The sequence below is a fragment of the Pollutimonas thiosulfatoxidans genome (assembly GCF_004022565.1).
In the GTDB taxonomy this organism is placed as follows: Bacteria; Pseudomonadota; Gammaproteobacteria; order Burkholderiales; family Burkholderiaceae_B; genus Pusillimonas_D; species Pusillimonas_D thiosulfatoxidans.
This window is the reverse complement of record NZ_CP022987.1, coordinates 1753542-1779854: the sequence shown is the minus strand read 5'-3', so window position 1 is coordinate 1779854 and position 26313 is coordinate 1753542. Positions and strand designations below refer to the sequence as shown.

Below are 26313 nucleotides of genomic sequence, written 5' to 3'. Positions count from 1 at the left end.
GTCCCGAATAACCAGCCCATACAGGAAACGCTCTTCTGCCCCAATGCCCCTATCAGGGCTTGATAGCGATCTTCAAGACGCCGTCGCGCTGATTGGCGAACAGGTCGTAGGCTTCAACGATGTCGTCCAGCCCGTACTCATGGGTGACCAGTATGCCCAAATCCAGTCGGTTGGAAGCCACCACGTTCATCAGCCTGCGCATGCGTTCCTTACCACCCGGGCACAGCGCGGTGTTGATGCGATGGTCGCCTAGCCCTGCGGCAAAGGCACCCAGCGGAATACTGAGATCCTCGGAGTACACCCCCAGGCTGGACAAGGTGCCACCGGGCTTGAGCACCTGCAGCGACTGACTGAAGGTCTTCTGGGTGCCCAGCGCCTCAATGGATGAATCCGCCCCGCGTCCGCCTGTAAGCTTCATCACTTCCTCGACTACATCGCAGTTGCGGAAGTTGAAGGTGATATCGGCACCCATCTGCCGGGCAATATCCAGCCGGTGGTCATTGCCGTCTACGGCAATGATGGTGGTCGCCCCCAACAGCCGGGCACCCGCGGTGGCGCACAGGCCAATCGGGCCCTGGGCAAAGATCACCACGGTATCACCGATACGGATATTCGCATTCTCCGCGCCCTTGAAGCCGGTGGACATGATATCCGGACACATCAGCACCTGCTCATCGGTCAGGCCATCGGGAATCGGCGCCAGGTTGGCCTGGGCATCGGGCACCAGCACGTACTCAGCCTGGGTTCCATCGATCAGATTACCAAAGCGCCAGCCGGCGGTGGCCTTGTAGCCGTGGCAGCCACAGCGACCATCGGCGGTCAGATAGCTGCCATCCTGCGATGCCACGCCATCCTGGGCGGCATAGGAATTGAAATTCGGGCAGATGGCCCCGGCGATTACCCGCTGGCCTTCCTGGTAACCCTGCACAGCGCTACCGAGTTTCTCGATCACGCCCACCGGCTCGTGACCGATGGTCAGGCCCTTTGCCACCGGGTACTCGCCCTTGAGAATATGGATGTCGGTGCCGCAGATGGTGGTCGTGGTGATACGAATCAGTGCGTCATTAGGACCGACATCGGGAATGGGCTTGTCAGCCAATTCAATACGACCGGGTTCGACAAATATTGCCGCTCTCATCATCTTAGCCATGAGTAATACTCCTGAGTATCGGGTAGGGAATCAGCTTTCTATGTTACGCGGTACTCATTACAACTTACCTCATCTCGTCCCTGCCGACTTGACTAGGATCAAGAGCAGGGGAGGGTTTCTGTTCACCAGCCAGTGGGATGGCCCACATATCGGCAAGTCCTGGAGCACCCATTGGCCGAACTTGATTACCCGCCAGAAATCCGGCGTGTGATCTATACAACCAAGGCCATTGAATCGCTCAATCGCGTCATTCGCCAGTTGCGCGCGCGCCGTTGGCGCAGCGCAGGCGGGCGAACTACGCCGTGAACGCATTGCAAAGCCGAAGAGTGCCGCGTAGTCGGCCGCCTCAATTCCAGCCTCTCACCCAACAATCACCAACCGCTGACTCCCCCGCCGCCCCGGCCGCGACGCGGGCGAGCGTTCCAGCGCCATCCGATCCTTCTCGGCCAGCACGAGATAAAGCCTGAGACCGTCAAACTGACTCAGCTAGCGCCCGAACCCTCGGCTATTACGGAACACGATTACGGAATATCAGGACTAGCCAGAAATGTTCAGCGATTCTTGGACAGAGCGGTTTTTTTGCGTCTTGCATGAAGCCTCCTACAGCCACCGGCGCACTTCTTTCATGTAGTTCTCGAACGCCACACCAAACCTTTGGCTTAACAGGCGTTCCTCGGGAATGATCTGGAAACGCGTGATGTAGGCGATAAAAACAAGTAAACCCAGTATCGACAGCACGTTCCCCAGATAAACGGCCCATCCGGCAAGAACAAGCAACACACCAAGATACATGGGGTTTCGGCTGTAGCGATAGATCCCTGAGTTGATCAAGTTCGAGGCCAATGCCGGACGCCTGGGATCCGTCGTAGTGCGAGCGCGCTTGAAAGCAACGATACTAACCAGACTCATGGCGACCCCCAGCAAAGCAACAGCAACGGCCACCATATGGTTATTGGGAGAGGCCAGGTTCAATGCCGGAAACAGTCTTGCCGACGTCCCCATCATCAGTCCGACAAGCAGCATGATAAGGGGTGGCGGAATAAGTAGTTCAAGTCGTTTCATAGTTGCTATCCTGAAAAATTTCAGTCCATGACGTTCAGTTGACGGTTCTATCGTAAGGTGCGAGGACGCTCGCGACCATTGACGGGTGACAAGTTTCTCAGATTGGTTCCGCAGAAGACCTTTCTGTACCATACCGAGCATGCGGACTCCTAGCTGACCACGAATGAATGACAATAATATGCGCCAAGTTTGGCAAGAAGTGCTCGATTTCTGGTTCCCGGAAGGACGTTCGCTTCAGGCTGATCTTGCAACCCATAAAGACCATTGGCTCTGGCGGATGCGTGGTGGAGCAGACAGCGAAATTACGCGCCGCTTTACAGGGCCAACAGCGGAAGCGGCGGCAGGCCACCTTGATGGGTGGGCGTCCGATCCCAATAGCAGGCTGGCCCTTATCATTGTTCTTGATCAGTTTTCCAGATCGGTTTGGCGAAACAGTGCGAGATCCTTTGCTCAGGACACCGCCGCACTGGCGTTCACCATGGAAGGGCTAACCAATGGGCACTACGCTCAACTGCCCACCCCGTGGCACAAGGTGGTTTTTGGCCTTCCACTTGGACACTGCGAAGGAGAGGATCACCTTGAGCGCGTTGATCTTCTTATCGGCCTTCGTGAAGAAATAGCCGCACAAGCGCCAGTGCATCTATCGCCGGTATATCGGTCTTTGGTGAAGCAGGCTCAAGATGTACGGCAGGTTATTGCTGCTTTTGGAAGGCACCCTCATCGCAATGAGGTGCTGGGGCGCCCGTCAAGGCTCGATGAGGAAGCCTACCTAGCTAAGAAGCAATTTCCACACTTACGAGCATTTCAAGATCTTATCATTCCGTAAATTACGATGGAACAGTGCAAGCATAGCCTGCCAGCCGCGCTCGGCCGACACCCGATCATAGACAGGAAAATCCGGCATCATCCAGCCGTGCGCAGCGCCGGGATAGATTTCGGCGAAGTGCCGCACGCCCGCTTCTGTTAACGCCGCCTCAAGCCGCTCGGCCATTGCCGGTGGGTAGCTTGCATCGTTGTCAGCGCCCGCCACATAGAGCTCGGCTTTCAACTTTGGCGCGAAACGATGCGGGCTGCTGGGTGCGTCGTTAGCGAGGTTTCCACCGTGGAAGCTGGCCACCGCAGCGAAATGATCCGAATGGGTGGCTGCCGAGGTGATCGCCATACCCCCACCCATGCAAAAACCGACAGCGCCAGCCTTATCGCCAGCGACATCCGTGCGTGTGTTGAGATAGGCCAGGAACGCCTCGGTGTCCTCTGCTGCCTTTATGTTGTTGGTCGTAGCCATCAGCGGGCCTAGTATCGCACCTACATCACCTTTGAAAACCTCGGTTGGTACCAAGGGCCCATAGGGGCCATAGCGATAGAAAAGGTCCGGCAACAACACTAAGTAACCTGCGTCTGCGAGGCGCTGCGCCATGTCGACTACCGCCGGCCGGATTCCGCCAGCGTCCGCGTAGAAAATCACCGCTGGCCAAGGTCCCTGGTCAGCAGGAGACATGACGTGGGCGTGGCATTCTCCATCACGAGTTTGGATAGCAACTTGTTCATGGGGCATAAATTCCCTTGTTATTCTTGATTGGGACGCAGTCTTCGCTCTGCGATAGTTCCAGGCCGGGGATGCAACCGGCGCAACGGTCCGGTTAACCGTTGTGCCGGTGTCTCATAGTTTAGCCCTGGCAAACGTCCATTCTTAACATAGCCAAGGAACTACCTTGACCGTCTTCAGTCTACCTTCCTGATTTCTCGAACTTCAGACTTATTCATTTGCACGGTACTGCCGTCTTTTTCGTACTCCACGAAGCCGTCGTCGTTATCCACTTCTGGTTTTTCGCTGGTTACGGTCGACCCGCCATCACGTGTTTTAACCTCGTACGCGGACGAACATGCAGCCACCGTTCCAAGTGCGGATATAGCGGAAACCAACAGCAAGGTTCTTAATTTCATAGAGTGCTCCTGAAAGTATTGCTAAGGGAAATCCCCAGTCTTTCAGCAAGCCCGGTGCCCGCGTTGCCTCGGCTGTCTAAGCGAGACACTGAAGTACATCAACCGGTCAGGCACCGGCACCCGCGTTGTCAAGATCGAAGAGTGTTACGTAACCGCGAACTGAAGGGTGGCCACCCAAGATATACTGGATTTCCGGAACGCAAGTAGATGCTCGTGCTGCGTCCACAGAGCAAGGAGATCGTCATGCGACTAGGCAATTCGCGCGAAAGCCGAAATATAGAAGATCGTCGGGGCCAGCGCATGCGGATAGGGGGGCGTGGCAAGATCGGGCTGGGAACCATTGTGCTTGCGCTCGTTGCCCTATATTTTGGCGTCGATCCCAATGTAGTATTACAGAACGCCGTCGGTCCGGTTCAGACCGAGACCTCCGCCAATCCGCCAGCCGACACGCCGCAAACTCGGTTTGTATCCAAGGTGCTGGCCGATACCGAAGATGTCTGGGGCAGTGTTTTTCAGCAACAAGGTTGGGGCGCCTACCAGGAGCCCAAGCTGGTCCTGTTCAACGGGGCCACGCCAACCGCCTGCGGTACCGGGCAATCTGCCATGGGCCCATTCTATTGTCCGGGCGACAGCAAGGTCTATCTGGACCTGCAGTTTTTTCAGCAGATGGCGCAGCAGCTGAATTCGCCGGGTGATTTCGCTCAGGCCTATGTGGTCGCGCACGAGGTGGCCCATCATGTGCAGCATCAACTCGGCGTGATGGATCAAGTCGACCAAGCGCGTCAGGGCGCCGGCGCGGCGGCCGGCAATCAATTATCGGTTCTTGTGGAACTGCAGGCGGACTGCCTGGCCGGCGTCTGGGCGAACCATTCCAACTCTCAGCGGGGCACGCTTGAACCCGGTGATATCGAAGAAGGTCTGAATGCGGCCAGCGCCATAGGCGACGATACGCTACAGAAACGCACTCAGGGCCATGTCGTTCCCGACTCTTTTACCCACGGTACGTCTGCTCAGCGGGTACGCTGGTTCAGTCGCGGGTTTGAAAGCGGAGACGCCGCCCGCTGCGATACCTTCAGCGCATCTTCGCTCTAAGGCCGCGTTAAGAGTGCCTGTTGCAGCAATTTCGATTGCTCCGCCAGTTCCTCATCGGAAGCGCGAGGCGCGAGGGCGAAGCTAAGGTCTTTCTGCTCGATATACGCGGTTGAGGTCAGGTCCGTGTTGCTGTGCAAGGGAATCAAGTGCGCATGGACGTGCGCAACGTCTGTCCCTGTAAATGCCAGGCCCACGCGCTCAACGCCATGTAGCTGCTTCATGGTCTTGGAAAACCGCTGAGCCATTTGCATCAGACGCGCCGCCAACTCGGGCGGCAGGTCGTCGAAATAAGCATGGTGGTCCCGCGACACGATCAATACGTGCCCGGGCCGTATAGGATGGATATCGAGGAAGGCCACGAAATCATCATCTTCGTGAATGATGTGTGCTGGAATTTTCTTGCTTGCAATGGCGCAAAAAATGCATGGGGCATGAGCGGGTTCATTCATGGCAGTGGTTCCTGGACGTGAGCGCGATTTTGATCAGCACTTTACCAGCTTACCGTTCCCACGGGCGAGGCCGGGACGATTCTGAACAGGCCCGTCGGTTATTGTCTATGGGAGAAACCGCCTGACGTAGCGTCGTTAAGTAGCGGTCAGGGCGTGATGGTCCAGTAAGTAAAACCGTTGTGCACTGCGCTTGGGAGGTTGCGCGTTGAGGCTTTGCTGCGTTGTCGCAGAACCAGCGATACATCACTCGCTACCTTTGGTACGTCAAAGCCGTGGGAGTGATTGGCCTGCAAGATTTGTCGATCAACGGCCGACACATCTATAGTTTCGACCCCTTGTGTGATCAAGCGGTTTGCGCCACCCAGGCCCGCGGGCGCTTGTCGATTCACTATCTTGGACAACTTCAGTGCAAAGTCATGCTCATTCGCATAGAGGGTGACTAACTGCGTGAATTTCCCATGGAGCGTTATGCTTTGGATGAAGTTGGTACGCGGCACGTCGGGGGCAACAAACACAACATTCTGGATCGGCTTGCCGATATCTGCCGCGAACTCCAGCGCCTGGACCGCAATGCGACTGCCCATGCTATGTGCCAATATCGAGGTCGTGCCCAGCCTTTCATCGAGCAGGGCAGGGATCAATTCCTTAACAAATGCCCTGGTGTAATCCACGCTCCCCATATCATAAACATAGCCGCTACCGGTGTCCTGCGAAGGCCAGGCGAGGACAAGCACGGGGGCCTTAACCTCAAAATCCTGTGCGAACGCAATCGCTCGGCGAACTGCGAAGTCAAAGGAGTTGTTGTACCCATGGATAAAAACAATGACGGCATCGTTTGCGCGAGCGGCTTCGCTCACCAGGGAAGCACACGATTTCGCACCCGTTATAAGCTGTGATCCGGCAAGCGCGATGCCGCCCGTGTGAGAGCGACCGAAGGCTCGATGAGGTTCGGGCGTGTATTCAATCTCACCGCAATTGAGCAGTGCACTGGTGCGCTGAACTCCAAAACGATAAGACAGGTTAGGGTCGCCTTCATCGTTGCGATTAGTGGCAAAGAAAATGCGCGCGGGCGCCGCGCTGCGAAGGACCGGCGCCAGAGGCACCGGCGGGGTGGGCTGCGTTCGCTGCACCTCGTCTAGCAATTCCAGAACGGCCTTGCCCTCGCTGCCGGCATCCCGTAGCCACGACGCCCGGGCTGCTGTCTGCTCCGTATCCAACGTAGTAAAACTTAGATAGGACAGGCGGTTCGCTTTCGCCAGCATGGGTAAATCGGCTTCGGCACGCAAGACCGCTAGACGAGCCTGGCGCACGGCTTCCTCCGCCGCTTCTTGAATGGCTGCGCGTTCGCGTTGACGCAGTCCCAACCAAGCTTCTTCATTGGCCACCAGAAAGCCTTGCTCGTGCCGGAATTGTGCCAGGAGGCTGCCCCCTTCGGCTGTCTGGAGGGATGCATTCTTGCCATCAGATTCGACCGATGTCTCTGACGCATCAACCAAGCCTTTGTCCAGGGCCAATACGGCGTCGTCGGCCGACATCGATACGGGTGTGGCGCCCATCTCGATGAGAATGTCTTGAGACTGCATCTTCGGTACGGAGATTTTCAGGCCCATGAGGTCCCCGGCGGTATTCACCGACGTTTTCGTGACAATAGAGGACGCCGCTGTGTTCCAGAAACTGAGTACGGCGAATCCCTTGCTGCCGAGTTCTTGCTCCACTACCACGCCCAGTATCGAATCTTCGACGACGAATTGCGCGCTCGAATCGGGAAGTATCAGGGGGCTTGAGAGTAGAGATGTGGCCACCAGAGAATCATCATCTTCTTGGTAGCCGGGGATTTGAGAGCTGCGAAGCAGTGCGAGAGGGAACTTGCCTGCAAGAACTAAGGACCCAATCTGGCTCGACGGATATTCAGTATTACTGACGACAATTTTGAATTCAAGCCCGGCCTCTTGCACTTGCGGTGATTTGCTAAGCGAGGCGATGAACTGCCGCGCAGATGCCTCGTCTTCTACAGGCACCAGCACGCCGAGTTCTCTGGCGCTGGAAGAGCCCGCCAGCAGTATCGTCGCTACCAGGAGGAAGGCAAGGGCTCCCCATACCTGCAACTGCTTGCTTAGCATCGTACCCATTGCCTCTCCCGGTTTGTGGATACCGCATCTGGCTCGTCACGATTCTACTGCCGGAAACGGCGCTAAAGCCAGAAGCGCTTCATCCACCAGATGATCTAGCCTATGTAGCTGCTTGGATGTGCATTGCATGATGCGCATCATCCTCAGACGAGATGCTTTGCGTTTTCACCGATGCCAACTATGATGCTTTGACGCCGTCTTGGTGTTGAGGAGCCAGCATGAGAATCGAAAAAACGGAAAAGTCGGCAGAAGGCAATATGGGAGTCTTGCGCGCAAAACTCCCCGGCGTTGCCGAGCTGCAAGTGGACGAGCGCGGCAAGCTCACCGCCCGGGTGACTGGCTGGGCCGCGGACGGCCAGGGCAGTTCGGTCGAGCATCAAGTGATGCTCACCGACGGCGACATCGAGCGACTGCTTACCTGCCTGGCAAATCCCAAGAGCCCAGAGATCAGCGCCCTTGTCAGCAAGCTCATGAGCGAGAATCTACGGAACACGCTACGGCTAAGCGCGCTGGGGTCGGGCGTCTTACTGACCGATTAAGGCTGCCTAAGCTTGGCCTTACATTTATAGACAAGTACTCACAGCAAGTTGGGCGCAAATGACGTCCACTCAAAGGTATGAACGGGCATCGGTAAAAGGCCCGTCATCCTTTGAGGGGAACCATGAGAAAAATACTTGCCTTGCCGCTGTTCGCCATCGTGGCCGGTTGTGCCACTTCAGGCCCCGACCTGCCCACTCAGGCCAATGTTGACCTGGATAAATACGTGGGCACCTGGCACGAGCAGGCTCGTTTGCCCAACCGCTTCCAGGAAGACTGTGCGGGGGATGTACGAGCCTATTATTCGCTGCGCCCCGACAACACCATCAGCGTCACGAATCAGTGCCGCACTGAAGACGGCAAAACCAAGACGGCTGAGGGCGAGGGCCGCTTGTCCAAGGCTGCCGATCCTCTCGACCCCGCCAAGCTGGAAGTGCGCTTCGCGCCTAAATGGACGTCTTGGCTACCCATGGTCTGGGGAGACTACTGGATTCTCAAGCTTGCGGGCGATTATGAATACTCGCTGGTCGGTACGCCAGACCGCAAGTATTTGTGGGTGTTGTCGCGAGAGCAGCAGGCGGACCAGGCGGTGGTGGATCAACTGCTGGCGCACGCCAGAACCTTGGACTTTCCGGTCGATCAGGTAGTCCGAACGGCCGACTGATGTCTTTACTTGCCCCGGGTGGTAGCGTAAACTTAAGGGAAAACCCTAGGAGACTGATATGAACGATGCGTTGGTGTTGGTGTCCGTACTTATTACGGCATTGGCGGTCTTGACCGGTGGCGCAGTGTTTTTGCTGGTTGTGCTGGTGTTGGCCGGGATGCAGCCACTAAGACTGCGAGAACGACTGCACCGACTTCTATGCCGGATTTCATTCGACTGCTTCGGTCGTGGTGACATGGCCGGCCGATAGAAACTCAAGCCCTTACGACTAGCCCCGAAGTGATTTCGGGGCTTTTTCCATTATGCTTGGCGTGTACCCTTTCAGGAGACCGCCATGCCCGAACCTTTAGCTGACGACAGCGCCCTCGAAGTAGTTGTCGTGCCGCGCAGTCACGAGCTCAGCGAGAATTTCCACGTCAGGCGAGCGCTGCCGTCCAGGCAGCGTCGCATGGTCGGGCCCTACGTATTTCTGGATCAGATGGGTCCCCACGTGTTTACCGCCGGGCAGGGCATAGACGTTCGGCCGCATCCCCATATTGGGCTGGCAACCGTTACCTATTTGTTCGAGGGCGAGATACTGCATCGCGACAGTTTGGGTACGGTGCAGCCTATCCGGGCGGGCGATGTCAACTGGATGACTGCAGGGCGTGGCATTGTGCACTCTGAACGGACGGCGCAAGAGGCACGCCAGCAAGATAATCCCTTGTTTGGCATGCAATGTTGGGTAGCCTTGCCGCAGGCCCATGAAGAAATCGAGCCGACCTTTCTGCATGCCGGGAAGGCGCAGTTGCCGGTGGAAGAGGACCACGGTGTCTCCGCTCGCATCATTGCAGGCAGTTTTTTCGGACGCCGTTCCCCTGTGCCGACCCTGTCCGATTTATTCCAGGTCGATGTAAAGCTGGAGCCTGGTGCGCAGATACACGTCCCGGCCGAGTATTCCGAGCAAGCGATCTATGTGGTGCAAGGTAGGCTGGATTTGGGTAAGGACGGTGTTTATGAGGCGGGCCAGCTGTTGGTGACCAAATCCGGTGTTGCCATTACGATAAGCACTTCCGGACCGGAACCGGCACGGTTCATATTGTTGGGGGGCGAACCCATGGACGGACCGCGATACCTCAGCTGGAATTTTGTCTCCAGCTCGGCAGAGCGCATAGAGCAGGCGAAGGAAGACTGGCGCATGCAGCGCTTTGACAACGTGCCTGACGAGACGGAATTCATTCCCATGCCGGATATTCCCGGCAAACCTGTACGCTACCCTTGAGCCTGTGATGGAAAAGCTTCGTCTTGATAAATGGTTATGGGCTGCCCGCTTTTATAAAACGCGCAGCCTGGCGGTGCAGGAAATAGGCAAGGGCAGGGTGCTGGTCAACGACCAGACCGCCAAGCCGTCGCGCGAGGTCGCGGCCGGCGATATCGTCACGGTTCGCAAAGAAGACCCTCCCATACAAGTCCGCGTATGCGGCGTAAGCAGTGTGCGCGGCCCCGCACCCGTAGCACGGCAACTGTATGAAGAAACCGCCGATAGCATCAGTGCACGCGAGCAGGCCGCTGAAATGCGACGGCTTGCGCCAGAGCCCGCGCAAGAGATTGCCGCCGGACGGCCCACCAAGCGCGATCGGCGCCTGATCGACTTCCTGCGCGGGAAGTAAACGGAGGCTGCGCCAGCTTACGGTCCTGCGGCTACTTTGGTGTTTCCGTACTGATCTCGCCGTCCTGTTGGACGAGATAGATCAACACCAAGGCTATCGTGGCCAGAAAGCGGAACGCTGACGGCACGCCATTCCATTGTTCCGACATCCACATCCCGAACCATTCTCCGCCTACCGACATGAAACCGACTTGCCACACCAGAAAGCCCAGTGTCAGGCCGGCCACTGCCATGCGCTTGCTGTGATTGAAGTCACGTGCCGATGATTTCGCCCGTTTTAGCAGACGCCAGGCGCCCACCCAGCACAGTATGGCGGTCAGCGCTTCGGCCGCAATAATAAGTACATAGGCGGCGTGATGCAGGAAGGGCGTATGAATGGCGCGGTAATGAATGGTGGCGGTCGAAAAGATGGTGTCCATCAGCAGTACATGCCTGACAAATGCAAAATTGCTGCCGTAATCCGTGATGTTGCCGAAGGCCACCAGCGAGGCAAATAGTGCAATGGCGGCAACAAGCGAGGCTTTCGAGTAACGGATAATCATCGTGATGGTTCCGCCTTGCGCCAGACGCTGGCCAGCCAGGGCTGCTCTTCCCGGGGCAACCCTTCCGGCCGATAGTAGTGCTCCAGCTCTTCGAAGCCGGCTGCTTGCATCAAGGCGCGCCAGTTATCCAGGTCGTGATATGCGCCATATCGGCCGCCGTTCCAGCCCTCCTGATTCTGGCCGCGCGGATTGGAACAGAACAGCACACCTTTCGACTTCAGCGCAGCACGCAGTTGGACCAGCACTCGCGGCACTTCCTGCGTCGGGATATGAAACAGCACGGCATTGGCGTAGATGCCATCGAAGTAGTCCGCAGGCAAGTCCAGGCCAAGGAAGTTTTGATGCCAGACCTGGCAGCCGGTGGCGGCACGCGCCATGTCGACAAAGCGCTCGGACCCGTCAAGCCCGATGGGGCGATGGCCCAGGGCTTTGAAGGTTTGCAGATCGCGGCCCGGGCCGCAGCCGAGATCCAGTACGGTATAAGGCGCCGCGCCCTCCATGTGGCGCAGCAGCGCGGCGATATTCTGGCTGACGTCATGATCCTGCGTGCCTTCCCGAAAGCTGTCGGCATGAGCGTTATAGTGGGCCAGCGTCAGTTCCGTGATTTGGCGCAAACGGTCTTGTTCTATGGTCATAAAAAGGCTCCAACAGCGGGGGCGTTCTGCAATATGATGTCCCCGAGATACTAACCCCTAAGGAGATCGCCATGGCACTTCGATTTTTTACTGGATTGCTTTCAGTATTATTCGCGGCCTGCTTGCTCATGACCAGCGCTTGGGCACATCATGGCTGGAACTGGGCCGACAGCGAGCAAATAAAGCTTACCGGCACCGTGAAGTCGGTTTCGATGGTGCCGCCGCATCCTCGCCTGGAGGTCGAAACGCCCAACGATGGGGTGTGGCGGATAGAGCTTGCCAACCCGGCACAAACCAAAAGAGCAGGTTTTATCGAAGGGTCTGCCAAGCCGGGCGATAGCGTCAACGTGACGGGTAATCGTTCCAAGGATCACACCGAGAAGCGCATGAAAGCGGTGCAGATTACCGTCGGCGACAAGGCCTACGACATTTACCCTGACCGTATCTCGGCAGGCCGCTAGGGTGACGGCCTTGCTCGAGTGGCTCGCAAACCTGCCGCCCGCGGTGTTGCTGCAAGGCTCTGGCACCGCCTATTTACTCGTCAATGCGGCGCACATCCTTTTTCTGGGCGTGTTGGTCGGCTCCATCGTGGCGCTGGACCTGCGCGTGCTGGGTATGGGGCGCGACATACCACTGTCTGTGATCGCCCCGTATCTGTCTCGCGTGGCAGCGGGCGGCCTGGCCTTGGCGATACTCACCGGCGTGTGGCTATTCATTACCCAGCCACAAGAGTACGTGACGAGCGCCGCTTTTTTGATAAAGATAGCGCTGGTCGTGCTGGGGGTAATCAACGCCTTGTGGCTGCACGCCAGTACCGCGTGGCGGCAGGCCCTGCTGCCGGATGCGCGCACGCCCCGGGCAGCTCGCATGCATGCCCTGGCATCGCTGCTGATCTGGGTGTCGGCGGTGTTGGCGGGGCGCTGGATTGCATTTCTATAACATCAACGTTAAACATACTAAAGAGATATTCATGCAAATGACAGGGATACCGTTCGGTACCACCGACTGGTCAAAAGTTGAGCCCACCGAGCACGCAGGCGTAACCGGTACCGCCTATTGGCGGACTTGTCATTTCGGATCCATACGAGTGCGTATGGTCGAATACACTGCGGGCTATCTGGCCGACCACTGGTGCGCCAAAGGACATGTGCTGCTATGCCTGGACGGAGAGCTGCATACCGAACTGGAAGATGGTCGAACGTTTGTGCTGACGCCCGGCATGAGCTATCAGGTGGCTGATAACGCCGAGTCGCATCGTTCGTTTACCGAGGCCGGGGCGAAGCTGTTTGTGGTGGATTAGCGCCACCCAGGCTACGTTCAAAAAAGAATCGCAAGGTTTCGGCCGTGGCGTCGGGGCCGGTGCCGTCGGTATAAGAGCCCTGGTCCGTGCCGCCTGACCAGGCGTGGCCGGCGCCATGGATTACCCACCGTTCAGCGATGACGTCACCGGCAGCGTTGCTGTACAGATATTTGGTGCTGTTGCGCTTGGCACCTATGCCGGGCATGCGCTGTGTTATTGGCTGGGCGGTCGCGCCCACGCTGGCCTTGATCACGCCCTCGGCATTGATCGGGTGCACGGTCGTGTCGCGGTCTCCGTGGAAGACGATGGTAGGCACGCCGCTGCCAGCCTGCACAATGGGTGGAGTGCCCTTGCCTTTCATGGCGGACAGCGCGGAGGGCAGGTCAGACGCCACGCCCGGCGCAAGCCCGGAATGCACACACGCCGCGGCATAGAGTTCGGGGTAAGCGCTGGCCAGTATCGCTGCCATTGCACCCCCGGCCGACAGGCCCGCCACATAGACACGTTGGGAATCGATAGCGTGCGCTTGCATCGCCGCACGCGTCATGCCGGCGAGGATTTCCGGCTCGCCCCGCCCTTGCTGCTGGTGGTTGTGCTTGAACCAGTTCCAACACTTCTGGGGGTTGGACTGGCGCGGTTGAATTGGATAAAGCACGTAGAAGCCTTGCTCGCGAGCCGCCTCGTTCATGGCGGTACCGGCTGCGAAGTCGTCGGCATCCTGGGTGCAGCCATGCAGCATGACCACCAAGGGCATGGGCCGGTCGCCCGCGTGGGGCGGCACGTAAAGTTTGTAGTCCCGCTGACCCCGAGAGCTTCGGAAGAAGCCTGACATGAACACGTCACCGGTAGTGGGCGGTAGGTCCGTCGCCGTGCTCGCTTCAGCGGCCGCTGTGTCGGTCCGCGGTTCAGGGATCTCCCAGGCCTCCACATCTATGACCTCGGTCTCGTCTTGCCGGGCGCTAGAGGCAGGGGCACCGCGTTGTAGCGCGGCTTGGATCGCGGCGGTGGCGGCAGCCAGATTTCCCGATTGCGTCAGCCGGGTCGCCTGCTGCATAAGATGCTGAAATTTAGGGTGCATGGTGTGGCCTTGAAGGCTGGTAGGTTGTCAGCGGATGCGCTGACGCAGTGCAGATTTGACGGCGGGGCTAGCATGCAGCGCGCCCAGGACGGTCAATGACTCTATGGTTGCCAGGGCAAGTTCAGGCGTGACGTCGGGCGCTATGCTTGCCAGGCCCAGCACTCTTATTTGCAGGGTTTCGCCGGCGGTCTGTACGGCAAGCAGATCCGCGGCCGAGTAGTGCTGAATACCAAGCACCAGCGTCTTGCGACTGACGGCCTGGCGTACCGCGTCGCCATGCGCGGCCAATTGATTGCGAATGGCAGTTCGTATCAGGTCCGTGCGGTTGGCATAGAACCCTTCCTGGACCAAAAGATCAATTTGGCCCAAGTCGACATAGCCCAGGTTAATGGTGATTTTCTCGTCAGGCGGCTTAGTGGCCGAAGCAAGTGTAGGAGTGCGAGGAGGCATGGGCCGATATTAAAACCATCCACTTGGATGGTCTACGGATGTTTCAACTTGATAGACCTCCATTAGCGCCAGGGTGCACAGTCTCCCGGGTCTGCACTCATTGTTTGGATAACGCGAATAGTGATACCCGGAATCGCCTGTTTATCTGCGATCAGCGAATCTATATAGTCTATTCATTACTAATGCGAGGCTGCTGCAGCCTCTGGAATGGAGAATGTTGATGACTAAACGTGATGTGGTTTTTTCACCCGGAAGGCAAGAGCTTTACGAGCGGAACCGGTATTCACCTGCAATTCGCTCCAACGGCTTTTTGTTCGTGTCCGGACAAGTGGGCAGCCGCGACGATGGCTCGCCCGAACCCGAATTAGAGACGCAAATTCGGCGCGCCTTCGATAACCTTAACGGGATCCTGCACGCTGCGGGTAGCTCTTTCGACGATGTGATCGACGTAACGGTTTTTATTGTCGACCCTGAATCGAAGTTCGAAGCTATCTGGAAGGTCGTGCCAGAATACTGGGGCCAGGCACCGCATCCTACTTTGACGGCCGTGGGCGTTACCTGGCTTTATGGCTTCGACTTCGAGATCAAGGTTATTGCCAAGGTATCAGACACTACCGGCGGCTGACAGGGGCGATACCGCCTTGCGCATCAGCAGATAGTGCAGCAGCCCGCCAATGAAAGCGCCTATCAACCAGGCGAATCCCGACAATGCCTGCAAGGCCGGTGTCCACACTGACGCGACGGAAAATATCGCCGCCAACACGAACGCCAGCATGGCTTTTTTGTTCCAGCCCTTATCAAAGTAGTACTTGCCCGCAGGGTCGGCCGAGAAGAGATCCTGGACGTCAAGTTGCTGGCGGCGTATCAGGTAATAGTCGACGATCATGATGCCGTATAGCGGCGCAAGCAAGGCGCCCAGCGTATCGACAAAGCCGGCTATCCCCATTTTGCTGATGACGGCTATCCACAAGCCACCAATAAAGAAGGCGATGAAGGCGGCGATGAAGCCGCCGGTGCGCGCGCTGATGCGGCCAGGAGAAAGGTTGGCCAGGTCGTAAGAGGGCGGGATGAAGTTGGCGACCAGATTGATGCCGACGGTGGCAACAAAGAAGGTGATGGCGGCCACGACGGTCAGCAACAGGTTATCGACCTTGCCGACGATGTCCACGGGGTTGGTTAAGGTCTCGCCAAAAATTACCGCAGTCCCAGCCGTGATGAACAAGGCAAGAAAAGAGAAAAATGCGAGCCCGACCGGCAGTCCCAGGAAGTTGCCCAGCCGCATGTGGCCGTCCGACTTGACGAAGCGGGAGAAGTCGCCGTAGTTGATCACGACTGCCGCGAAATACGCCACCATGGTGCCCACGACGGCAAAGAAGGCGGCCACGGGACCACCTGCGTAGGTGCCAGAGCCCGCGAAGATACGGTCAACTTCGTGGGGAAGGCCGCTGCCGGCTTCCATCCAGATCAGCACCAGCAGTATTACCATTACCAGGTAGACCAGGGGGCCTGCCCAGTTCAAAAAGCGAGTGATCCAGATAATGCCGCGTAGAAACAACAGCACCTGAAAGAGCGCCACAAAGGTGTAGGAGATCCAGTCGACTGTTGTCATGCCCAGGAAGGTGGCGCCGCCGGAAATATCGAACACTGACCGCAACAGCAGGGCCACCGCCGTTGACGCAAAATAGGTCTGCACCCCGTACCAGAAGATGGCGACGATCCCGCGCACCAATGCCGGAAAGTTGGCGCCCCGCACGCCCATGCTGGCGCGGGCCATCACAGGATAGGGAATGCCATAGCGTACGCTGGGTTTGCCCGACAAATTGACCAGCACCATGACGATGAACCCGGCCAGGATAATGCCGGCAAATACCGAGGTGCCGCTTAAGCCGTATGAGATAAAAAGCGTAGCTGCCAAGGTATAGCCGAACAGGCTTTGGATGTCGTTGGACCAGACGTTAAAGATTTCAAACCAGGTCCACGTTCGTTTGTCGTGCGGCAAGGGTGCCAGGTCGTCGTTGTGCAGCGATTGATCGATATGCTTGATGGCGAGATCATCATTCATCGGGTTCCCCTCATTGCAATTTTTTTGGAAGCTGCTGGGTGTTGCCGGATGCCGCGGTACTGGTGCGCTTCAGTCTACCGTGAAGTTTTCCTGGACGGTAGTGTTTTTTGATTGGCGTGTTGGATATGATGAAGCCAACTATGCACCAAGGAATACCAATGACGAGTTTGCGCGCCTTTTTGATCCGACCCGACAAATCCATAGAGGCCCTAACCGAGTTGCCTGCGGCCGTTCCAGAAGATGGCTTCGTGTGGCTGGCTTTCGAGCGCGATAGCTTCGCGCAAGATATTGCCCAAGCGCAGGCCTGGCTGGCGCAATGGGCCGGTATGCCCTTGCTGGACCTGCATGTCTCTGATCTGCTTAATACGCAGCTGCCGTCACATTTTGACTACACCTCGGTCTACGACATGTTGGTCATTCGCAAGTTGGCCGATGGCGATGCGTCCACGACAGGGCAGTTACCCACAACCCGCAAGGTGCAGACGATGCCGATAGGCTTCGTGGCTTACGACCGGGTCCTGCTTAGCGTGCATCCCGCGGGCTGCGGCATTCTGGCCGCGTATGTGAAGCGCTTGAAGCAGTTGGCCAACGCAGAATCAGGCCATCTGCCCGCTGCCTCCGTTGGCGCTACGGTTGGGACGGCCAGATTGCCGGACTCGCCGGCCGAACTGATGTTGCGCGTGGTCAGCCTGGCCATTGATGGCTATCTGGACCTGCGCAAGGTCATGACCCGTCAACTGGACCATTGGCAGCAGCGCCTGCTGCGACCCAATGTACGCTTCGACAACTGGGAGGGGCTGCTGAAAGCCAGGCAGGCGCTGCACCACCTGTATGACATTTGCGACGATCAGCGCAACGCCATGGACCGCTGGATGGATGTACTGGAAGATCGGCCCGCGCCCCAGACCCCCTTGGCGCAGCACGAACACGATCAATTACTGGTACGCAGCCGCGACGTGCTCGAGCATATTGAGCGCGTGTCGCATCATGTTCAGCAACTGGAGCAGAGCGCCGAAACAGCGGTGCAGATTCACTTCAATATTCAAAGCAATCGTACCAACGATGTGATGCGCACGCTGACGGCGGTGACGGCCGTTTTCCTGCCACTGAATCTGATCGCCGGAATTTTTGGCATGAACTTCGAATATATACCGTGGCTGCACCAGGCTGACGGATTCTGGTGGGCCGTGGCCGCCATGGTCTTTATTGCCGTGGTGCTGTTCGCCTATTTGGGCCGAAAGCGGTATCTGACGTCCAGCCCGGTTGAATAAGTTGCACCTGCTATAGTCATTGGCTGATCCGGCATTGCGCTTCGCCGCAGGCCGCTCCTGTAAAGTTCAATAAAGGAACGACATGACCCAACCGATGTACACCTACTCCGTTCCCGTGTTCAAGCAGATGTTGACTGCCCTGCAAGCCATATTGGCCCGGGCCGACGCACACGTGACCGAAAAATCTATAGACCCTGACGCCTTGCTGCAGGCGCGGCTGTTTCCCGACATGTTCCCGCTGATCAAGCAGGTCCAGACTGCTGCGGACTTTGCGCGCGGGGTTTCTGCGCGACTGGCAGGTATGGACGTGCCCAAATACGAAGGCAATGAACAGGGTTTTGCCGACCTTGACGCGCTTCTGACGCAGACGCTGGCTTTCCTGGATAGTGTCGACGCTGCGAAGTTTGCCGATAGCGCTGGGCGCGAGATTGTTCTGCGCCCGGGCACGCCCAAAGAAAAGAAACTAACGGGTCAGGCCTACCTGGCCGGGTATGGCCTGCCCCAGTTTTTCTTCCACGTAACCACCGCCTACGACATCCTGCGCCACAACGGGCTGGCCATCGGCAAGCGTGATTACATGGGCGCTTACTAACTACCCAGCATGCGGCGCAGTGTTCTGTCACGCCTGACAAAATGATGGAATAGCGCCGCAGCAATATGACCGATGACCAGGGCGACGAATGTCCAGGCGATGTACGAGTGCAGATTTCCGATTGCAGCCAGCCAGGGGATCTCGACTTCGGTCTCGGCCACCAGGTTAATGCCGAATACCGTAAGGCCGTAGCCGCCGCCCAGCATGGTGCAAATGCCGGTGATAGGCAGTAGCAGCATACAGGCATACAGCAAATTGTGGCCTAGCCTGACCAAGGCGGGCATTGCCTCGGGTTGTGGTCTGTGCGGACGTTGCCGCAGTGCCCACCATAAGCGCAACAGAGCCAGTACAAAAATAAGAGCGCCAACGGAAATATGCCAGGGGACGATGTTTTGTCCTACCCAGTGCTCGCCATCATTGATGCGATCACCCAGCTTCATGAACTGCAGAATAATCAGCAGGCTCATGGCCCAATGAAGAAAACGCGTAGTACCGCTGTAGTGGCTCGGTGTGTCGTTGCGCATGGCTCATTCCTTTTCAGGCCCAGGGAGAACTCAATGTATCAGTTTCCTGCTCATTTGTATCAAATGTTCAAGGCGGTGCCTTTTGCACTCGTTTGGGCAGTTGACACTTTTGCGCGACTGCTGGAGACTGGCATGGCCGGTGGCGGGCACGGCATTTGCCCGTGTCGAGCGCACTGGACGAGGGTTCCCCCCGTCCATACCTGGAGAAAACTGTGAAAATAAAAACATCCCTTATCCCCCGCAACGTTCTGGTCGCTGTGGCCCTGGCAACGTCTGCACTCGCACTGACTGCGTGCACCACAACCTTGCCCCGAGACCATCAGTCTGGCATCGAAAACCGAGAAGACATCAATACACGTGCCGACGCAGCCCTGAAGCGTTTGTACGACGTGGCGCCCAATTCACGGCAATTGGTCTCGCAGGCCGCCGGCGTGCTGATCTTCCCCCGAGTTATTGGTGCCAGTGTGGTGGTTGGTGCCGAGCATGGCGATGGCGTGCTTAGGGTCAAGGGCCAGAACAAAGGCTACTACAGCACATCCAGCGGATCGTTCGGGTTCCAGTTGGGCGCTCAGTCCAAGGCAATCATCTTCGTCTTCAAGACGAAAGAGGCGCTCGACAAATTTCTTGCCAGCAGCGGATGGACCGCCGGCGTCGATGCCACGGTTGCGGTTGCCAACCTCAGCGCCAACGGTTCTGTGGACCTGAATACACTGCGCGAGCCGGTGGTTGGTTTCGTCATGACGAATGCTGGTTTGATGGCCGGTGTGTCGCTGGAAGGCACCAAGGTCAACCGCATCGATGATGGCGGCACGGGCAAAGCCAAGTAGTGTCAACTGCATGCCGGCAGCAGCAACACCGGCATGGTCTCCCAAATGACCGCCACGGCGGAAAGCAAGGCCAGCATGCCGGCGACCCACGGAAGAAACCCTGGGTCGTTGGTGGCTGGCGTTTGCGTTCGGCCCCGGACGTAGATGGCCGCCATGGCCGCAAGCGCCAGCAGGCTCGCGCCCAGGATGATCCATGACGATATCGGGATGCCAGCCCACGCGTGCATCAGTGCGGGGCGGGCGCAAGCGATGCCGTTGACGCTATAAATGAACAGAAAGTGCGCCGCCCAGATCAGCGGGCCGGCAAGCATGAACAAGAAGCTGCGTGAGAAGCTGTTGTGCATGATGATCACCCGACCAGTCGTGGAAAGCCATGCAGCACGGCAAGGATCAACACGCCTTGCGCGACGGCGAAATGCCACAGGATCATGGTGTTGTCGAAGGTGGCCCGTCGTGAGCCCAGCCGCCCCGCCAACGAGCGAGCCACCGTAAAACTGCCCATCAGGCACAGCACAATCCCATAGAAGCCCTGCAATCCCACCATGGCATAGACCGCTGCGGCATAGCCGCTATCTTGCGGGCGCAAGCCGGTTTGCCATTGTCCGTAGCCCTCCAGCCCTATCGCAAGCGTCGTCATCAAGATCGCCAAGGGCACGCCCAGCCGCAACAGCCCCTCGTGGCCATCCGCTAGCTGGCGACTTATTGCCGCCAACATTACGCTGCTGCCCAGCAAAAGAGCTGCGGACAACAGCGGTAGCCCTGTACCGGGCAATTGTTCAGCTTGCGGCCATACCTCTGGAGAGGTCGTCCATAAAAACAGGTAGGCGAACAGCAGCGAACTGAAGATACTGGCACACACCATGACCAGTATGATCATCGCCCACCAGGAGTGAGCGCTACTGCCCTGACATATTGCAGGCAGGCGCAGGCCGCCGCCGATGTCGACCGGGGAGGGGATGGGGCCGGAGTCTGCATCCCACAGCCAGCGCCATATCATCACAATCGCCAGCAAGCCGCAGACGGCCGCCAGTAGCTTCATCTTGAAGGTCAATAGCAGGAAGAATCCGGCGGTGCCCAGGGCGGCCAACAAGGGCGACCAACCGGGGCCGGGAAGTTCCAGCACATACTGCGGGCGCGCCTGTAGTGGGCTGGTAACCAGGGTGGAGCGCCGGCCTGTGGGCGCATTGGGCAGGTAATAGCGCCCCGCCTTGACGTCTTCAGCCAGGTTGGGCTGGTCCCATAGAGGTTCGCGGCTGCTTACGAAGGGCACGCTGCGCGGGCCGAAAGAACCGTTGGGTAGCCATTCCAGCGTGCCGGCTTGCCAGACGTTGCCCGCGTTCTCTCCGCCGGTGGGCCGAAAGTTTCGGGCCAGGTCGACCAAAAACACCAGCACGCCGGCAGCGATCATATACGCGCCTACGGTCGATACCAGATTCAGCAAGCCCCAGCCATAGCTGTCCGCATAGGTGTAGACGCGCCGCGGCATGCCCGCCAGCCCGGTGATGTGCATGGGAAAGAAGCTGACGTTGAACCCGATGAACATGAGCCAGAACGCCCATCTGCCCAGACGTTCGGACAGCGCGCGTGTGCTGGCAAAGGGCGTCCAATAGTAAAAGGCGGCGAACAGCGGGAAGACCATACCGCCAAACAACACGTAATGAAGATGTGCGACGATAAAATAGCTGTCATGTGCCTGCAAGTCGAAGGGGATCACCGCCACCATGACACCGGTAAGGCCGCCCAGCACAAAGATGAAGAAAAAGCCCAGAATAAACAGCGTCGGCGTTTTTAATGGGCGCAAGCGAACGGCGGCGGCGATCGTGGCGATCCAGGCGAATACCTGTATGCCGGTTGGCACCGATACAGCCATGCTGGCGCCCGAGGCAAAGCTTAATGACAGCTGGGGAATACCGGTGGCAAACATATGATGCACCCACAGGCCAAAGCTCAAGAAGCCAGTGGCAACCACCGCCAGCACAATCAGGCGATAGCCCACCAGCGGAACGCCGGCCATGGCGGGAATGATCATGGAAACCATGCCGGCCGCGGGCAGGAAGATGATGTAGACCTCGGGATGGCCAAAGAACCAGAATAAATGTTGCCATAGCAGCGGATCGCCGCCGCGCTGCGCAATAAAGAAGGGCAGGTCAAAGGCGCGTTCCAGTTCCAGCAGGGCCGTGGCGACAATCACCGCTGGAAAAGCAATGATGACCATGCCCGAAAACACGAGCATGACCCAGGCAAATATTGGCATGCGGTCCAGCGACATGCCGGGAGCGCGCGTGCGCAGGATGCCCACTGCCAGCTCGATCGCCCCCGCGATGGCCGAGATCTCGATAAACCCAATGCCGAGCAGCCACAGGTCGGCGTTAAGCGCCGGCGAATAGGCGGAGCTGGTCAGCGGCGGGTACATGAACCAGCCGCCGTCCGGCGCCAGTCCGGCAAAGATGCTGCAGAAGAACACGATACCGCCCACGGCGTAGGCCCAGTAGGCATAGGCCGACAAGCGCGGAAACGGCAGGTCGCGAGCGCCCAGCATATTGGGCAGTAGCAGCACGGCCATCGCCTCGACTGCCGGCACGGCGAACAGGAACATCATCACCGTGCCATGCATGGTGAACAACTGGTTATAGAGTTCGTGGCCGATCAGATCGTTGTCGGGTACGGCCAGTTGCGCGCGCATCAGCAAGGCCAGTACGCCGGCCAGCAGGAAGAACAGCATGGCCGTGCCGATATAGAGCAGGCCGACGTAGTTGTTATTGACGACGGTAAGCAGCCGCCAGCCGGTGGGGCGTTGCCAGACGCGCTGTAGTTCCTCCAGTTCTCCTTCCGGCCTCGGAAGCGAATTGGGCAAGGCCTGCGTTGATTCTGCCATGGGGTTCTGGGGCATCACTGGAGGCTTTCCATGTATTGAGCGACGGCGCGCAGATTCTCGCCGGACAACTGATTGAACGAAGGCATGGCGTTGCCCGGCTTGATATGTTGGCTGCCTGCAATCCAGCCGGCGAGCGCACCCACATTGTTGGGCAGCACCCCGGCTGCCAACGACAGGCGGCTGCCCACATGGGTCAGGTCGGGGCCGGAGGTGCCATTCGCGAGCGTTCCGCGTATGGCGTGGCACTGGACGCAGTTCTGCATGAACACCTGCTTGCCCAGTGCCAGCGTGGCGCCGGCGGGCTCATGGGCGGGCTCGCGCTGGCTTGCAACCCACGACTGAAAGTCATCGGCGGACAGCACCTGTACGTCGACCATCATCTTGGCATGCTGGGCGCCGCAATATTCCGCGCACTGGCCGCGGAACAAGCCCGGCTCTTGCGCCTGGATACGCAGCCGGTTGACGTGCCCCGGCACCATGTCCAGCTTGCCCGCCAGGTTGGGCACCCAGAAACTGTGAATCACGTTATCGGACTTCAGCACGAGTTCTACCGGCAGCCCCGCCGGCATCCGGATATCGTTTGCCGTCTCGAACAAGGCCAGCCCTTCGCTATCCAGATAGCGTACGCGCCACCACCACATCTCGCCGACCACTTCGATTCGGGCCGCAGGGGGCGTGTCGGCCTTCAGCATCGTTGATCCGGCGCTCAGCGTATAGATCAACAGGGCAGTCAGCACAACGACGGGAAAGATGATCCCGCCGCCCACAACCAAGGAAGGTTGGCGTAGCAGAACGCGCAGGCGAGGTGGCCCGCACAGCGCCAGGGCCAGCAGGATGCCGACCAGCACAAAAATGATGGCGCCGCCCGTAAACAGCACCCAGGTGATCTCCGCGACGCGTCCCGCACTCTCGCTTTGCGGGTGCAAGGCCGACTGCACGCCGGCCTGCAAGGGGAGCGGCAGGAAGGCGAGCAATCCAAATAGACGCGTACAAGGCATGTAGGGGCTAGGCCTGGAAGTTAGTCGCTGCGAGCTTCGACGGAAGGCCTGATCGGGCTAGCACATTGCGTACCGAAGGCGTACTTGGACTCTGTGACTGAGTGCGCTGGCCGTCTGGGCGTTCTGCGTTGTAAAAATTACACATTTCCGCCTTCGAATTACATGGAGTCCCGTTACGGTCGGTTGACGGTGTGGCTTAGGCGCTCAGCTTATCGTTGGCAAAGAACTTGCTGTCCGCTTGGACCCTATTCGACGAAACCTATTCATGCTCAGCCCTCCCGCTATTCGATGTCAGCACCTGTTGGGCATGATCGCCCTGGTGCTACTGACGGGTTGCGGGGAAGCACGCCCGCCGCTGGCGTCGGTGGGGCCGTTGCATCCGTGGGCGGATGCCGATGTCGCTCACGGACGCCAATTGGTTCAGGACTACGGCTGCGTGGCCTGTCACACGGTGCCGGGCGTACGGGCTCCGGCATCACGGGTTGGGCCGACGCTGGATAAAATGGCCTTGCGTGCTTACGTCGGAGGCGTGCTTGCCAATACGCCCGACAACCTGCTGCGGTGGTTGCTTGATCCGCCGGCCGTCGATCCACGTACCACCATGCCGAACGTGGGCCTGAGCGTGGCCGAAGCGCAAGACATCGCGGCCTATTTGCTAACGCTGCACTGACCCAACAGGCATACGCACATGACGACTAGGAGGCGCGTTGTTGGCATTACCCTGGCAGTGGCGGCTGCACTGGCGGCCCTGTTGGGCGGCGCCGTTGTCTATACCGGCGTCTATGATGTCAGCGCGACCACTCAGCACACGACTCTCGTCTACAACTTGCTCGAGACTTCCCTGCGACGCTCAGTCAAACTGCGTACTACAGGTGTTGAAGTGCCCGTTCTGGATGACTCGGATCGTATCGTCCGTGGTTTCAGGCATTTCCGCGCGCAATGCGTGCAGTGCCATGGCGCCCCGGGCGTCGCCCCGGAACCGTTCGCGCTCGGCTTGACGCCCGCGCCGGCGTCTTTGGTTGCTACCGCACGCGAGTGGCCGGCAACGGAAATCCATTGGGTCATCCGGCACGGCATCAAGATGAGCGGCATGCCGGCCTGGCAGTATCGGATGACGGACGAGCAAATATGGGACGTGGTGGCCTTCATGAAAGTGCTGCCCACCTTGTCGCCGGCCGATTATCGCGATTGGAGCCAGCAGCATGCTCCCTTGGTCGCCTCACCGGCCGATGCTGCGGGATCGTCGTCGCCGGACTTGCGGCTTGCCGATGCCGGGGCGGGCAAGCAAGCCTTGCAGCAGTATCTGTGCATCACTTGCCATGTCATACCGGGCGTCGTCGGCGCGCATCGCCATGTCGGGCCCTCGCTGGCTGGCATTGCGAACCAGCAGTACATAGCCGGCGTGCTGCCCAACACCGCGGAAAACATGGAACGATGGCTGCGCGATCCCACCAAGGTCGACCCCCTGACTGCAATGCCAGACCTGGGCGTAACCGCCCAGGACGCCCGCGACATCACCGCGTTTCTGTACAGGCTGGACGACGGCAAGTAGGTATGCCGCGAGCGTTTGTAGGCGGGCGTCAGGCCTCGAAGCTTATATGTACTGACGGCGCGCTGCGCTTGGCTTCGCCATGAAACACCGCTTCGATGTTGTTGCCGTCCGGGTCGAGCACAAAGGCGCCGTAATAGCTGGGATGGTAATCACGAAAGCCCGGCGCACCATTATCCTTGCCGCCGTGGGCGAGCGCTGCCTGGTGGAAGGCATCGACCATGGCTTGATCCCGAGCCTGGAAAGCCAGATGATGCCTACCGGTCAGTTGACCCGTTGCGGCGGGGCTGTCGGCGCTGGAAATCACCAGTTCATCAGCCCAGAAAAAGCCGTCTGCGGTACCGCTGATGGGTATGTTCAGGACGTCCAGGACAGCGGCATAGAAACGCCGGCTGGCGGCAAGATCCTGGACCACAAGCTGGATGTGGTCGATTAAACGTCCGCGATGCAATTCCATTGTTTCCATGAACGAGTTCCTTGTCAGGGTGGTGAAGTTCTAAATGGTATTACCAGCGGATCGAGCTGCACAACCCTCAGTGCGGCTGAAGGGCGATGATGGCCATGCCCACCAGGGCAACGGCGGCGCCGCTGATGTCCCATCGCGTCAACGCCGCCCCTTCGATGTAGCGTAGCCATAGCAAGGCCACCACCACATACATGCCGCCGTAAGCGGCGTAAGTTCTGCCAGCGGCCGTGGGATGCAAGGTCAGCAGCCAGACGAACAAGGCCAGCGACATGGCGGCGGGCAAGAGCAATAGCAGGCTCTTGCCTTGTCGCAGCACCAGCCAGGGCAAATAGCAGCCCACGATTTCCGCTACTGCCGTGATGGCAAACAGGCCGGCGATCCGAAGCAGTTCCAGGGCGGTGGAGCCGTGGATCATGGCGGGTATCCTTTATTCAATATTGCGTGTCGCACTTTCCTGCTGGTACAGTGC

General features: G+C 58.5%; 33 protein-coding genes and 1 pseudogene. 17 read left to right on the top strand and 17 right to left on the bottom strand.

All coding sequences use genetic code 11. The annotated features are described in order from the left end of the window. Positions 1 to 52 precede the first annotated feature (52 nt). Positions 53 to 1150: an NAD(P)-dependent alcohol dehydrogenase gene (locus tag CKA81_RS08505; protein ID WP_128354928.1), complete on the bottom strand. Its 1098-nt coding sequence runs from the start codon at positions 1148 to 1150 to the stop codon at positions 53 to 55. Positions 1151 to 1271: 121 nt separating this feature from the next. On the opposite strand from CKA81_RS08505, the pseudogene CKA81_RS17415 reads away from it, so the two are divergent. Further along, positions 1272 to 1423, top strand: a pseudogene (locus tag CKA81_RS17415) (IS256 family transposase); the annotation flags it as partial. Positions 1424 to 1750: 327 nt separating this feature from the next. On the opposite strand, the gene CKA81_RS08495 reads toward CKA81_RS17415, so the two are convergent. After that, the gene (locus CKA81_RS08495; RefSeq protein ID WP_128354927.1) at positions 1751 to 2212 is read right to left on the bottom strand and encodes a methyltransferase family protein; all 462 of its coding nucleotides are present in this window, start codon (positions 2210 to 2212) and stop codon (positions 1751 to 1753) included. A gap of 163 nt (positions 2213 to 2375) precedes the next feature. Here CKA81_RS08495 and CKA81_RS08490 point away from each other — a divergent pair, with 163 nt between their 5' ends. Continuing rightward, a complete protein-coding gene (locus CKA81_RS08490; RefSeq protein ID WP_128354926.1) occupies positions 2376 to 3038 on the top strand; it encodes a DUF924 family protein in 663 nt (220 codons plus the stop codon). On the opposite strand, the gene CKA81_RS08485 is transcribed toward CKA81_RS08490, so the two are convergent. Continuing rightward, entirely contained in the window at positions 3006 to 3767 is a 762-nt protein-coding gene (locus CKA81_RS08485) for a dienelactone hydrolase family protein (RefSeq protein ID WP_128354925.1), read from the bottom strand. The genes CKA81_RS08490 and CKA81_RS08485 overlap by 33 nt on opposite strands. A gap of 167 nt (positions 3768 to 3934) precedes the next feature. Next, positions 3935 to 4156 (bottom strand): YgdI/YgdR family lipoprotein, encoded by a 222-nt coding sequence (locus CKA81_RS08480; RefSeq protein ID WP_128354924.1) that lies wholly within the window; start codon positions 4154 to 4156, stop codon positions 3935 to 3937. Positions 4157 to 4399: 243 nt separating this feature from the next. Here CKA81_RS08480 and ypfJ point away from each other — a divergent pair, with 243 nt between their 5' ends. Continuing rightward, entirely contained in the window at positions 4400 to 5248 is an 849-nt protein-coding gene (gene ypfJ / locus CKA81_RS08475; RefSeq protein WP_128354923.1) for a KPN_02809 family neutral zinc metallopeptidase, read from the top strand. On the opposite strand, the gene CKA81_RS08470 is transcribed toward ypfJ, so the two are convergent. Both CKA81_RS08470 and dctP read right to left on the bottom strand, forming a co-directional pair. Next, positions 5245 to 5697: an HIT family protein gene (locus CKA81_RS08470; RefSeq protein WP_128354922.1), complete on the bottom strand. Its 453-nt coding sequence runs from the start codon at positions 5695 to 5697 to the stop codon at positions 5245 to 5247. The two genes, ypfJ and CKA81_RS08470, sit on opposite strands and share 4 nt — an antisense overlap. Positions 5698 to 5843: 146 nt before the next feature. Continuing rightward, positions 5844 to 7826 (bottom strand): TRAP transporter substrate-binding protein DctP, encoded by a 1983-nt coding sequence (gene dctP / locus CKA81_RS08465; RefSeq protein WP_128354921.1) that lies wholly within the window; start codon positions 7824 to 7826, stop codon positions 5844 to 5846. A gap of 218 nt (positions 7827 to 8044) precedes the next feature. Between dctP and CKA81_RS08460 the strand changes: the two genes are divergently transcribed. The 5 genes from CKA81_RS08460 to CKA81_RS08440 all read left to right on the top strand — a co-directional run bounded on the left by CKA81_RS08460 (position 8045) and on the right by CKA81_RS08440 (position 10676). After that, positions 8045 to 8365: a hypothetical protein gene (locus tag CKA81_RS08460; protein ID WP_128354920.1), complete on the top strand. Its 321-nt coding sequence runs from the start codon at positions 8045 to 8047 to the stop codon at positions 8363 to 8365. A gap of 122 nt (positions 8366 to 8487) precedes the next feature. After that, positions 8488 to 9027: a lipocalin family protein gene (locus tag CKA81_RS08455; RefSeq protein ID WP_128354919.1), complete on the top strand. Its 540-nt coding sequence runs from the start codon at positions 8488 to 8490 to the stop codon at positions 9025 to 9027. Between the two features lie 58 nt (positions 9028 to 9085). Further along, complete coding sequence (locus CKA81_RS08450) at positions 9086 to 9277, top strand: hypothetical protein (protein WP_128354918.1); 192 nt, start codon at positions 9086 to 9088, stop codon at positions 9275 to 9277. Between the two features lie 84 nt (positions 9278 to 9361). Next, positions 9362 to 10288, top strand: coding sequence for a pirin family protein (locus CKA81_RS08445; RefSeq protein WP_128354917.1), 927 nt, complete (start codon positions 9362 to 9364; stop codon positions 10286 to 10288). A 7-nt stretch (positions 10289 to 10295) separates the two neighbouring features. Continuing rightward, entirely contained in the window at positions 10296 to 10676 is a 381-nt protein-coding gene (locus CKA81_RS08440) for an RNA-binding S4 domain-containing protein (RefSeq protein ID WP_128354916.1), read from the top strand. A gap of 31 nt (positions 10677 to 10707) precedes the next feature. Here the strand turns inward: CKA81_RS08440 and CKA81_RS08435 are convergent, their stop codons facing one another. Both CKA81_RS08435 and CKA81_RS08430 read right to left on the bottom strand, forming a co-directional pair. After that, a complete protein-coding gene (locus CKA81_RS08435) occupies positions 10708 to 11217 on the bottom strand; it encodes a DUF2165 family protein (RefSeq protein ID WP_128354915.1) in 510 nt (169 codons plus the stop codon). Continuing rightward, positions 11214 to 11852: a class I SAM-dependent DNA methyltransferase gene (locus CKA81_RS08430; RefSeq protein WP_128354914.1), complete on the bottom strand. Its 639-nt coding sequence runs from the start codon at positions 11850 to 11852 to the stop codon at positions 11214 to 11216. The genes CKA81_RS08435 and CKA81_RS08430 overlap by 4 nt, the downstream gene beginning before the upstream one ends. A 71-nt stretch (positions 11853 to 11923) precedes the next feature. On the opposite strand from CKA81_RS08430, the gene CKA81_RS08425 reads away from it, so the two are divergent. The 3 genes from CKA81_RS08425 to CKA81_RS08415 are packed head-to-tail and all read left to right on the top strand — an operon-like array spanning position 11924 to position 13152. Continuing rightward, positions 11924 to 12313 (top strand): DUF6152 family protein, encoded by a 390-nt coding sequence (locus CKA81_RS08425; RefSeq protein ID WP_128354913.1) that lies wholly within the window; start codon positions 11924 to 11926, stop codon positions 12311 to 12313. Between the two features lies 1 nt (position 12314). Beyond that, on the top strand, positions 12315 to 12791 hold the full coding sequence (locus tag CKA81_RS08420; RefSeq protein ID WP_128354912.1) for a DUF6644 family protein: 477 nt from the start codon (positions 12315 to 12317) through the stop codon (positions 12789 to 12791). Positions 12792 to 12822: 31 nt separating this feature from the next. Continuing rightward, entirely contained in the window at positions 12823 to 13152 is a 330-nt protein-coding gene (locus tag CKA81_RS08415; RefSeq protein ID WP_128354911.1) for a DHCW motif cupin fold protein, read from the top strand. Here the strand turns inward: CKA81_RS08415 and CKA81_RS08410 are convergent. Continuing rightward, the gene (locus CKA81_RS08410) at positions 13115 to 14230 is read right to left on the bottom strand and encodes an extracellular catalytic domain type 1 short-chain-length polyhydroxyalkanoate depolymerase (protein ID WP_128354910.1); all 1116 of its coding nucleotides are present in this window, start codon (positions 14228 to 14230) and stop codon (positions 13115 to 13117) included. The genes CKA81_RS08415 and CKA81_RS08410 overlap by 38 nt on opposite strands. A gap of 27 nt (positions 14231 to 14257) precedes the next feature. Next, on the bottom strand, positions 14258 to 14680 hold the full coding sequence (locus CKA81_RS08405) for a CopG family transcriptional regulator (protein WP_128354909.1): 423 nt from the start codon (positions 14678 to 14680) through the stop codon (positions 14258 to 14260). Positions 14681 to 14900: 220 nt separating this feature from the next. On the opposite strand from CKA81_RS08405, the gene CKA81_RS08400 reads away from it, so the two are divergent. Further along, positions 14901 to 15305, top strand: a complete 405-nt coding sequence (locus CKA81_RS08400; protein ID WP_128354908.1) for a RidA family protein — start codon at positions 14901 to 14903, stop codon at positions 15303 to 15305. On the opposite strand, the gene CKA81_RS08395 is transcribed toward CKA81_RS08400, so the two are convergent. Beyond that, entirely contained in the window at positions 15285 to 16742 is a 1458-nt protein-coding gene (locus CKA81_RS08395) for an NCS1 family nucleobase:cation symporter-1 (RefSeq protein ID WP_128354907.1), read from the bottom strand. The genes CKA81_RS08400 and CKA81_RS08395 overlap by 21 nt on opposite strands. A gap of 158 nt (positions 16743 to 16900) precedes the next feature. Between CKA81_RS08395 and CKA81_RS08390 the strand changes: the two genes are divergently transcribed. Together CKA81_RS08390 and CKA81_RS08385 are read left to right on the top strand one after the other, a co-directional pair. After that, positions 16901 to 18013 (top strand): magnesium transporter CorA family protein, encoded by a 1113-nt coding sequence (locus CKA81_RS08390; RefSeq protein WP_128354906.1) that lies wholly within the window; start codon positions 16901 to 16903, stop codon positions 18011 to 18013. Positions 18014 to 18095: 82 nt separating this feature from the next. Continuing rightward, entirely contained in the window at positions 18096 to 18605 is a 510-nt protein-coding gene (locus CKA81_RS08385; protein WP_128354905.1) for a DUF1993 domain-containing protein, read from the top strand. Here the strand turns inward: CKA81_RS08385 and CKA81_RS08380 are convergent. Then, on the bottom strand, positions 18602 to 19129 hold the full coding sequence (locus tag CKA81_RS08380) for a cytochrome b (protein WP_128354904.1): 528 nt from the start codon (positions 19127 to 19129) through the stop codon (positions 18602 to 18604). The genes CKA81_RS08385 and CKA81_RS08380 overlap by 4 nt on opposite strands. 212 nt (positions 19130 to 19341) lie before the next feature. Between CKA81_RS08380 and CKA81_RS08375 the strand changes: the two genes are divergently transcribed. Continuing rightward, complete coding sequence (locus CKA81_RS08375) at positions 19342 to 19956, top strand: BPSL1445 family SYLF domain-containing lipoprotein (RefSeq protein WP_164878367.1); 615 nt, start codon at positions 19342 to 19344, stop codon at positions 19954 to 19956. A gap of 2 nt (positions 19957 to 19958) precedes the next feature. Here CKA81_RS08375 and CKA81_RS08370 read toward each other — a convergent pair whose 3' ends face one another. The 3 genes from CKA81_RS08370 to CKA81_RS08360 are packed head-to-tail and all read right to left on the bottom strand — an operon-like array spanning position 19959 to position 23829. Continuing rightward, on the bottom strand, positions 19959 to 20300 hold the full coding sequence (locus CKA81_RS08370; RefSeq protein WP_128354903.1) for a hypothetical protein: 342 nt from the start codon (positions 20298 to 20300) through the stop codon (positions 19959 to 19961). 5 nt (positions 20301 to 20305) lie between these two features. Further along, on the bottom strand, positions 20306 to 22831 hold the full coding sequence (locus CKA81_RS08365; protein ID WP_128356692.1) for a cbb3-type cytochrome c oxidase subunit I: 2526 nt from the start codon (positions 22829 to 22831) through the stop codon (positions 20306 to 20308). A gap of 14 nt (positions 22832 to 22845) precedes the next feature. Beyond that, positions 22846 to 23829 carry a cytochrome c oxidase subunit II gene (locus CKA81_RS08360; RefSeq protein WP_164878366.1) on the bottom strand — a complete coding sequence of 328 codons (984 nt, stop codon included), beginning with the start codon at positions 23827 to 23829 and terminating at the stop codon, positions 22846 to 22848. A 265-nt stretch (positions 23830 to 24094) separates the two neighbouring features. On the opposite strand from CKA81_RS08360, the gene CKA81_RS08355 reads away from it, so the two are divergent. After that, positions 24095 to 24499 (top strand): c-type cytochrome, encoded by a 405-nt coding sequence (locus CKA81_RS08355; protein WP_128354902.1) that lies wholly within the window; start codon positions 24095 to 24097, stop codon positions 24497 to 24499. An 18-nt stretch (positions 24500 to 24517) separates the two neighbouring features. Next, positions 24518 to 25381 (top strand): c-type cytochrome, encoded by an 864-nt coding sequence (locus CKA81_RS08350; RefSeq protein WP_128354901.1) that lies wholly within the window; start codon positions 24518 to 24520, stop codon positions 25379 to 25381. 28 nt (positions 25382 to 25409) lie between these two features. Here CKA81_RS08350 and CKA81_RS08345 read toward each other — a convergent pair whose 3' ends face one another. Continuing rightward, entirely contained in the window at positions 25410 to 25844 is a 435-nt protein-coding gene (locus CKA81_RS08345) for a VOC family protein (protein WP_128354900.1), read from the bottom strand. A gap of 67 nt (positions 25845 to 25911) precedes the next feature. Then, positions 25912 to 26238: a YnfA family protein gene (locus CKA81_RS08340; RefSeq protein ID WP_128356688.1), complete on the bottom strand. Its 327-nt coding sequence runs from the start codon at positions 26236 to 26238 to the stop codon at positions 25912 to 25914. Between the last annotated feature and the right edge of the window lie 75 nt (positions 26239 to 26313).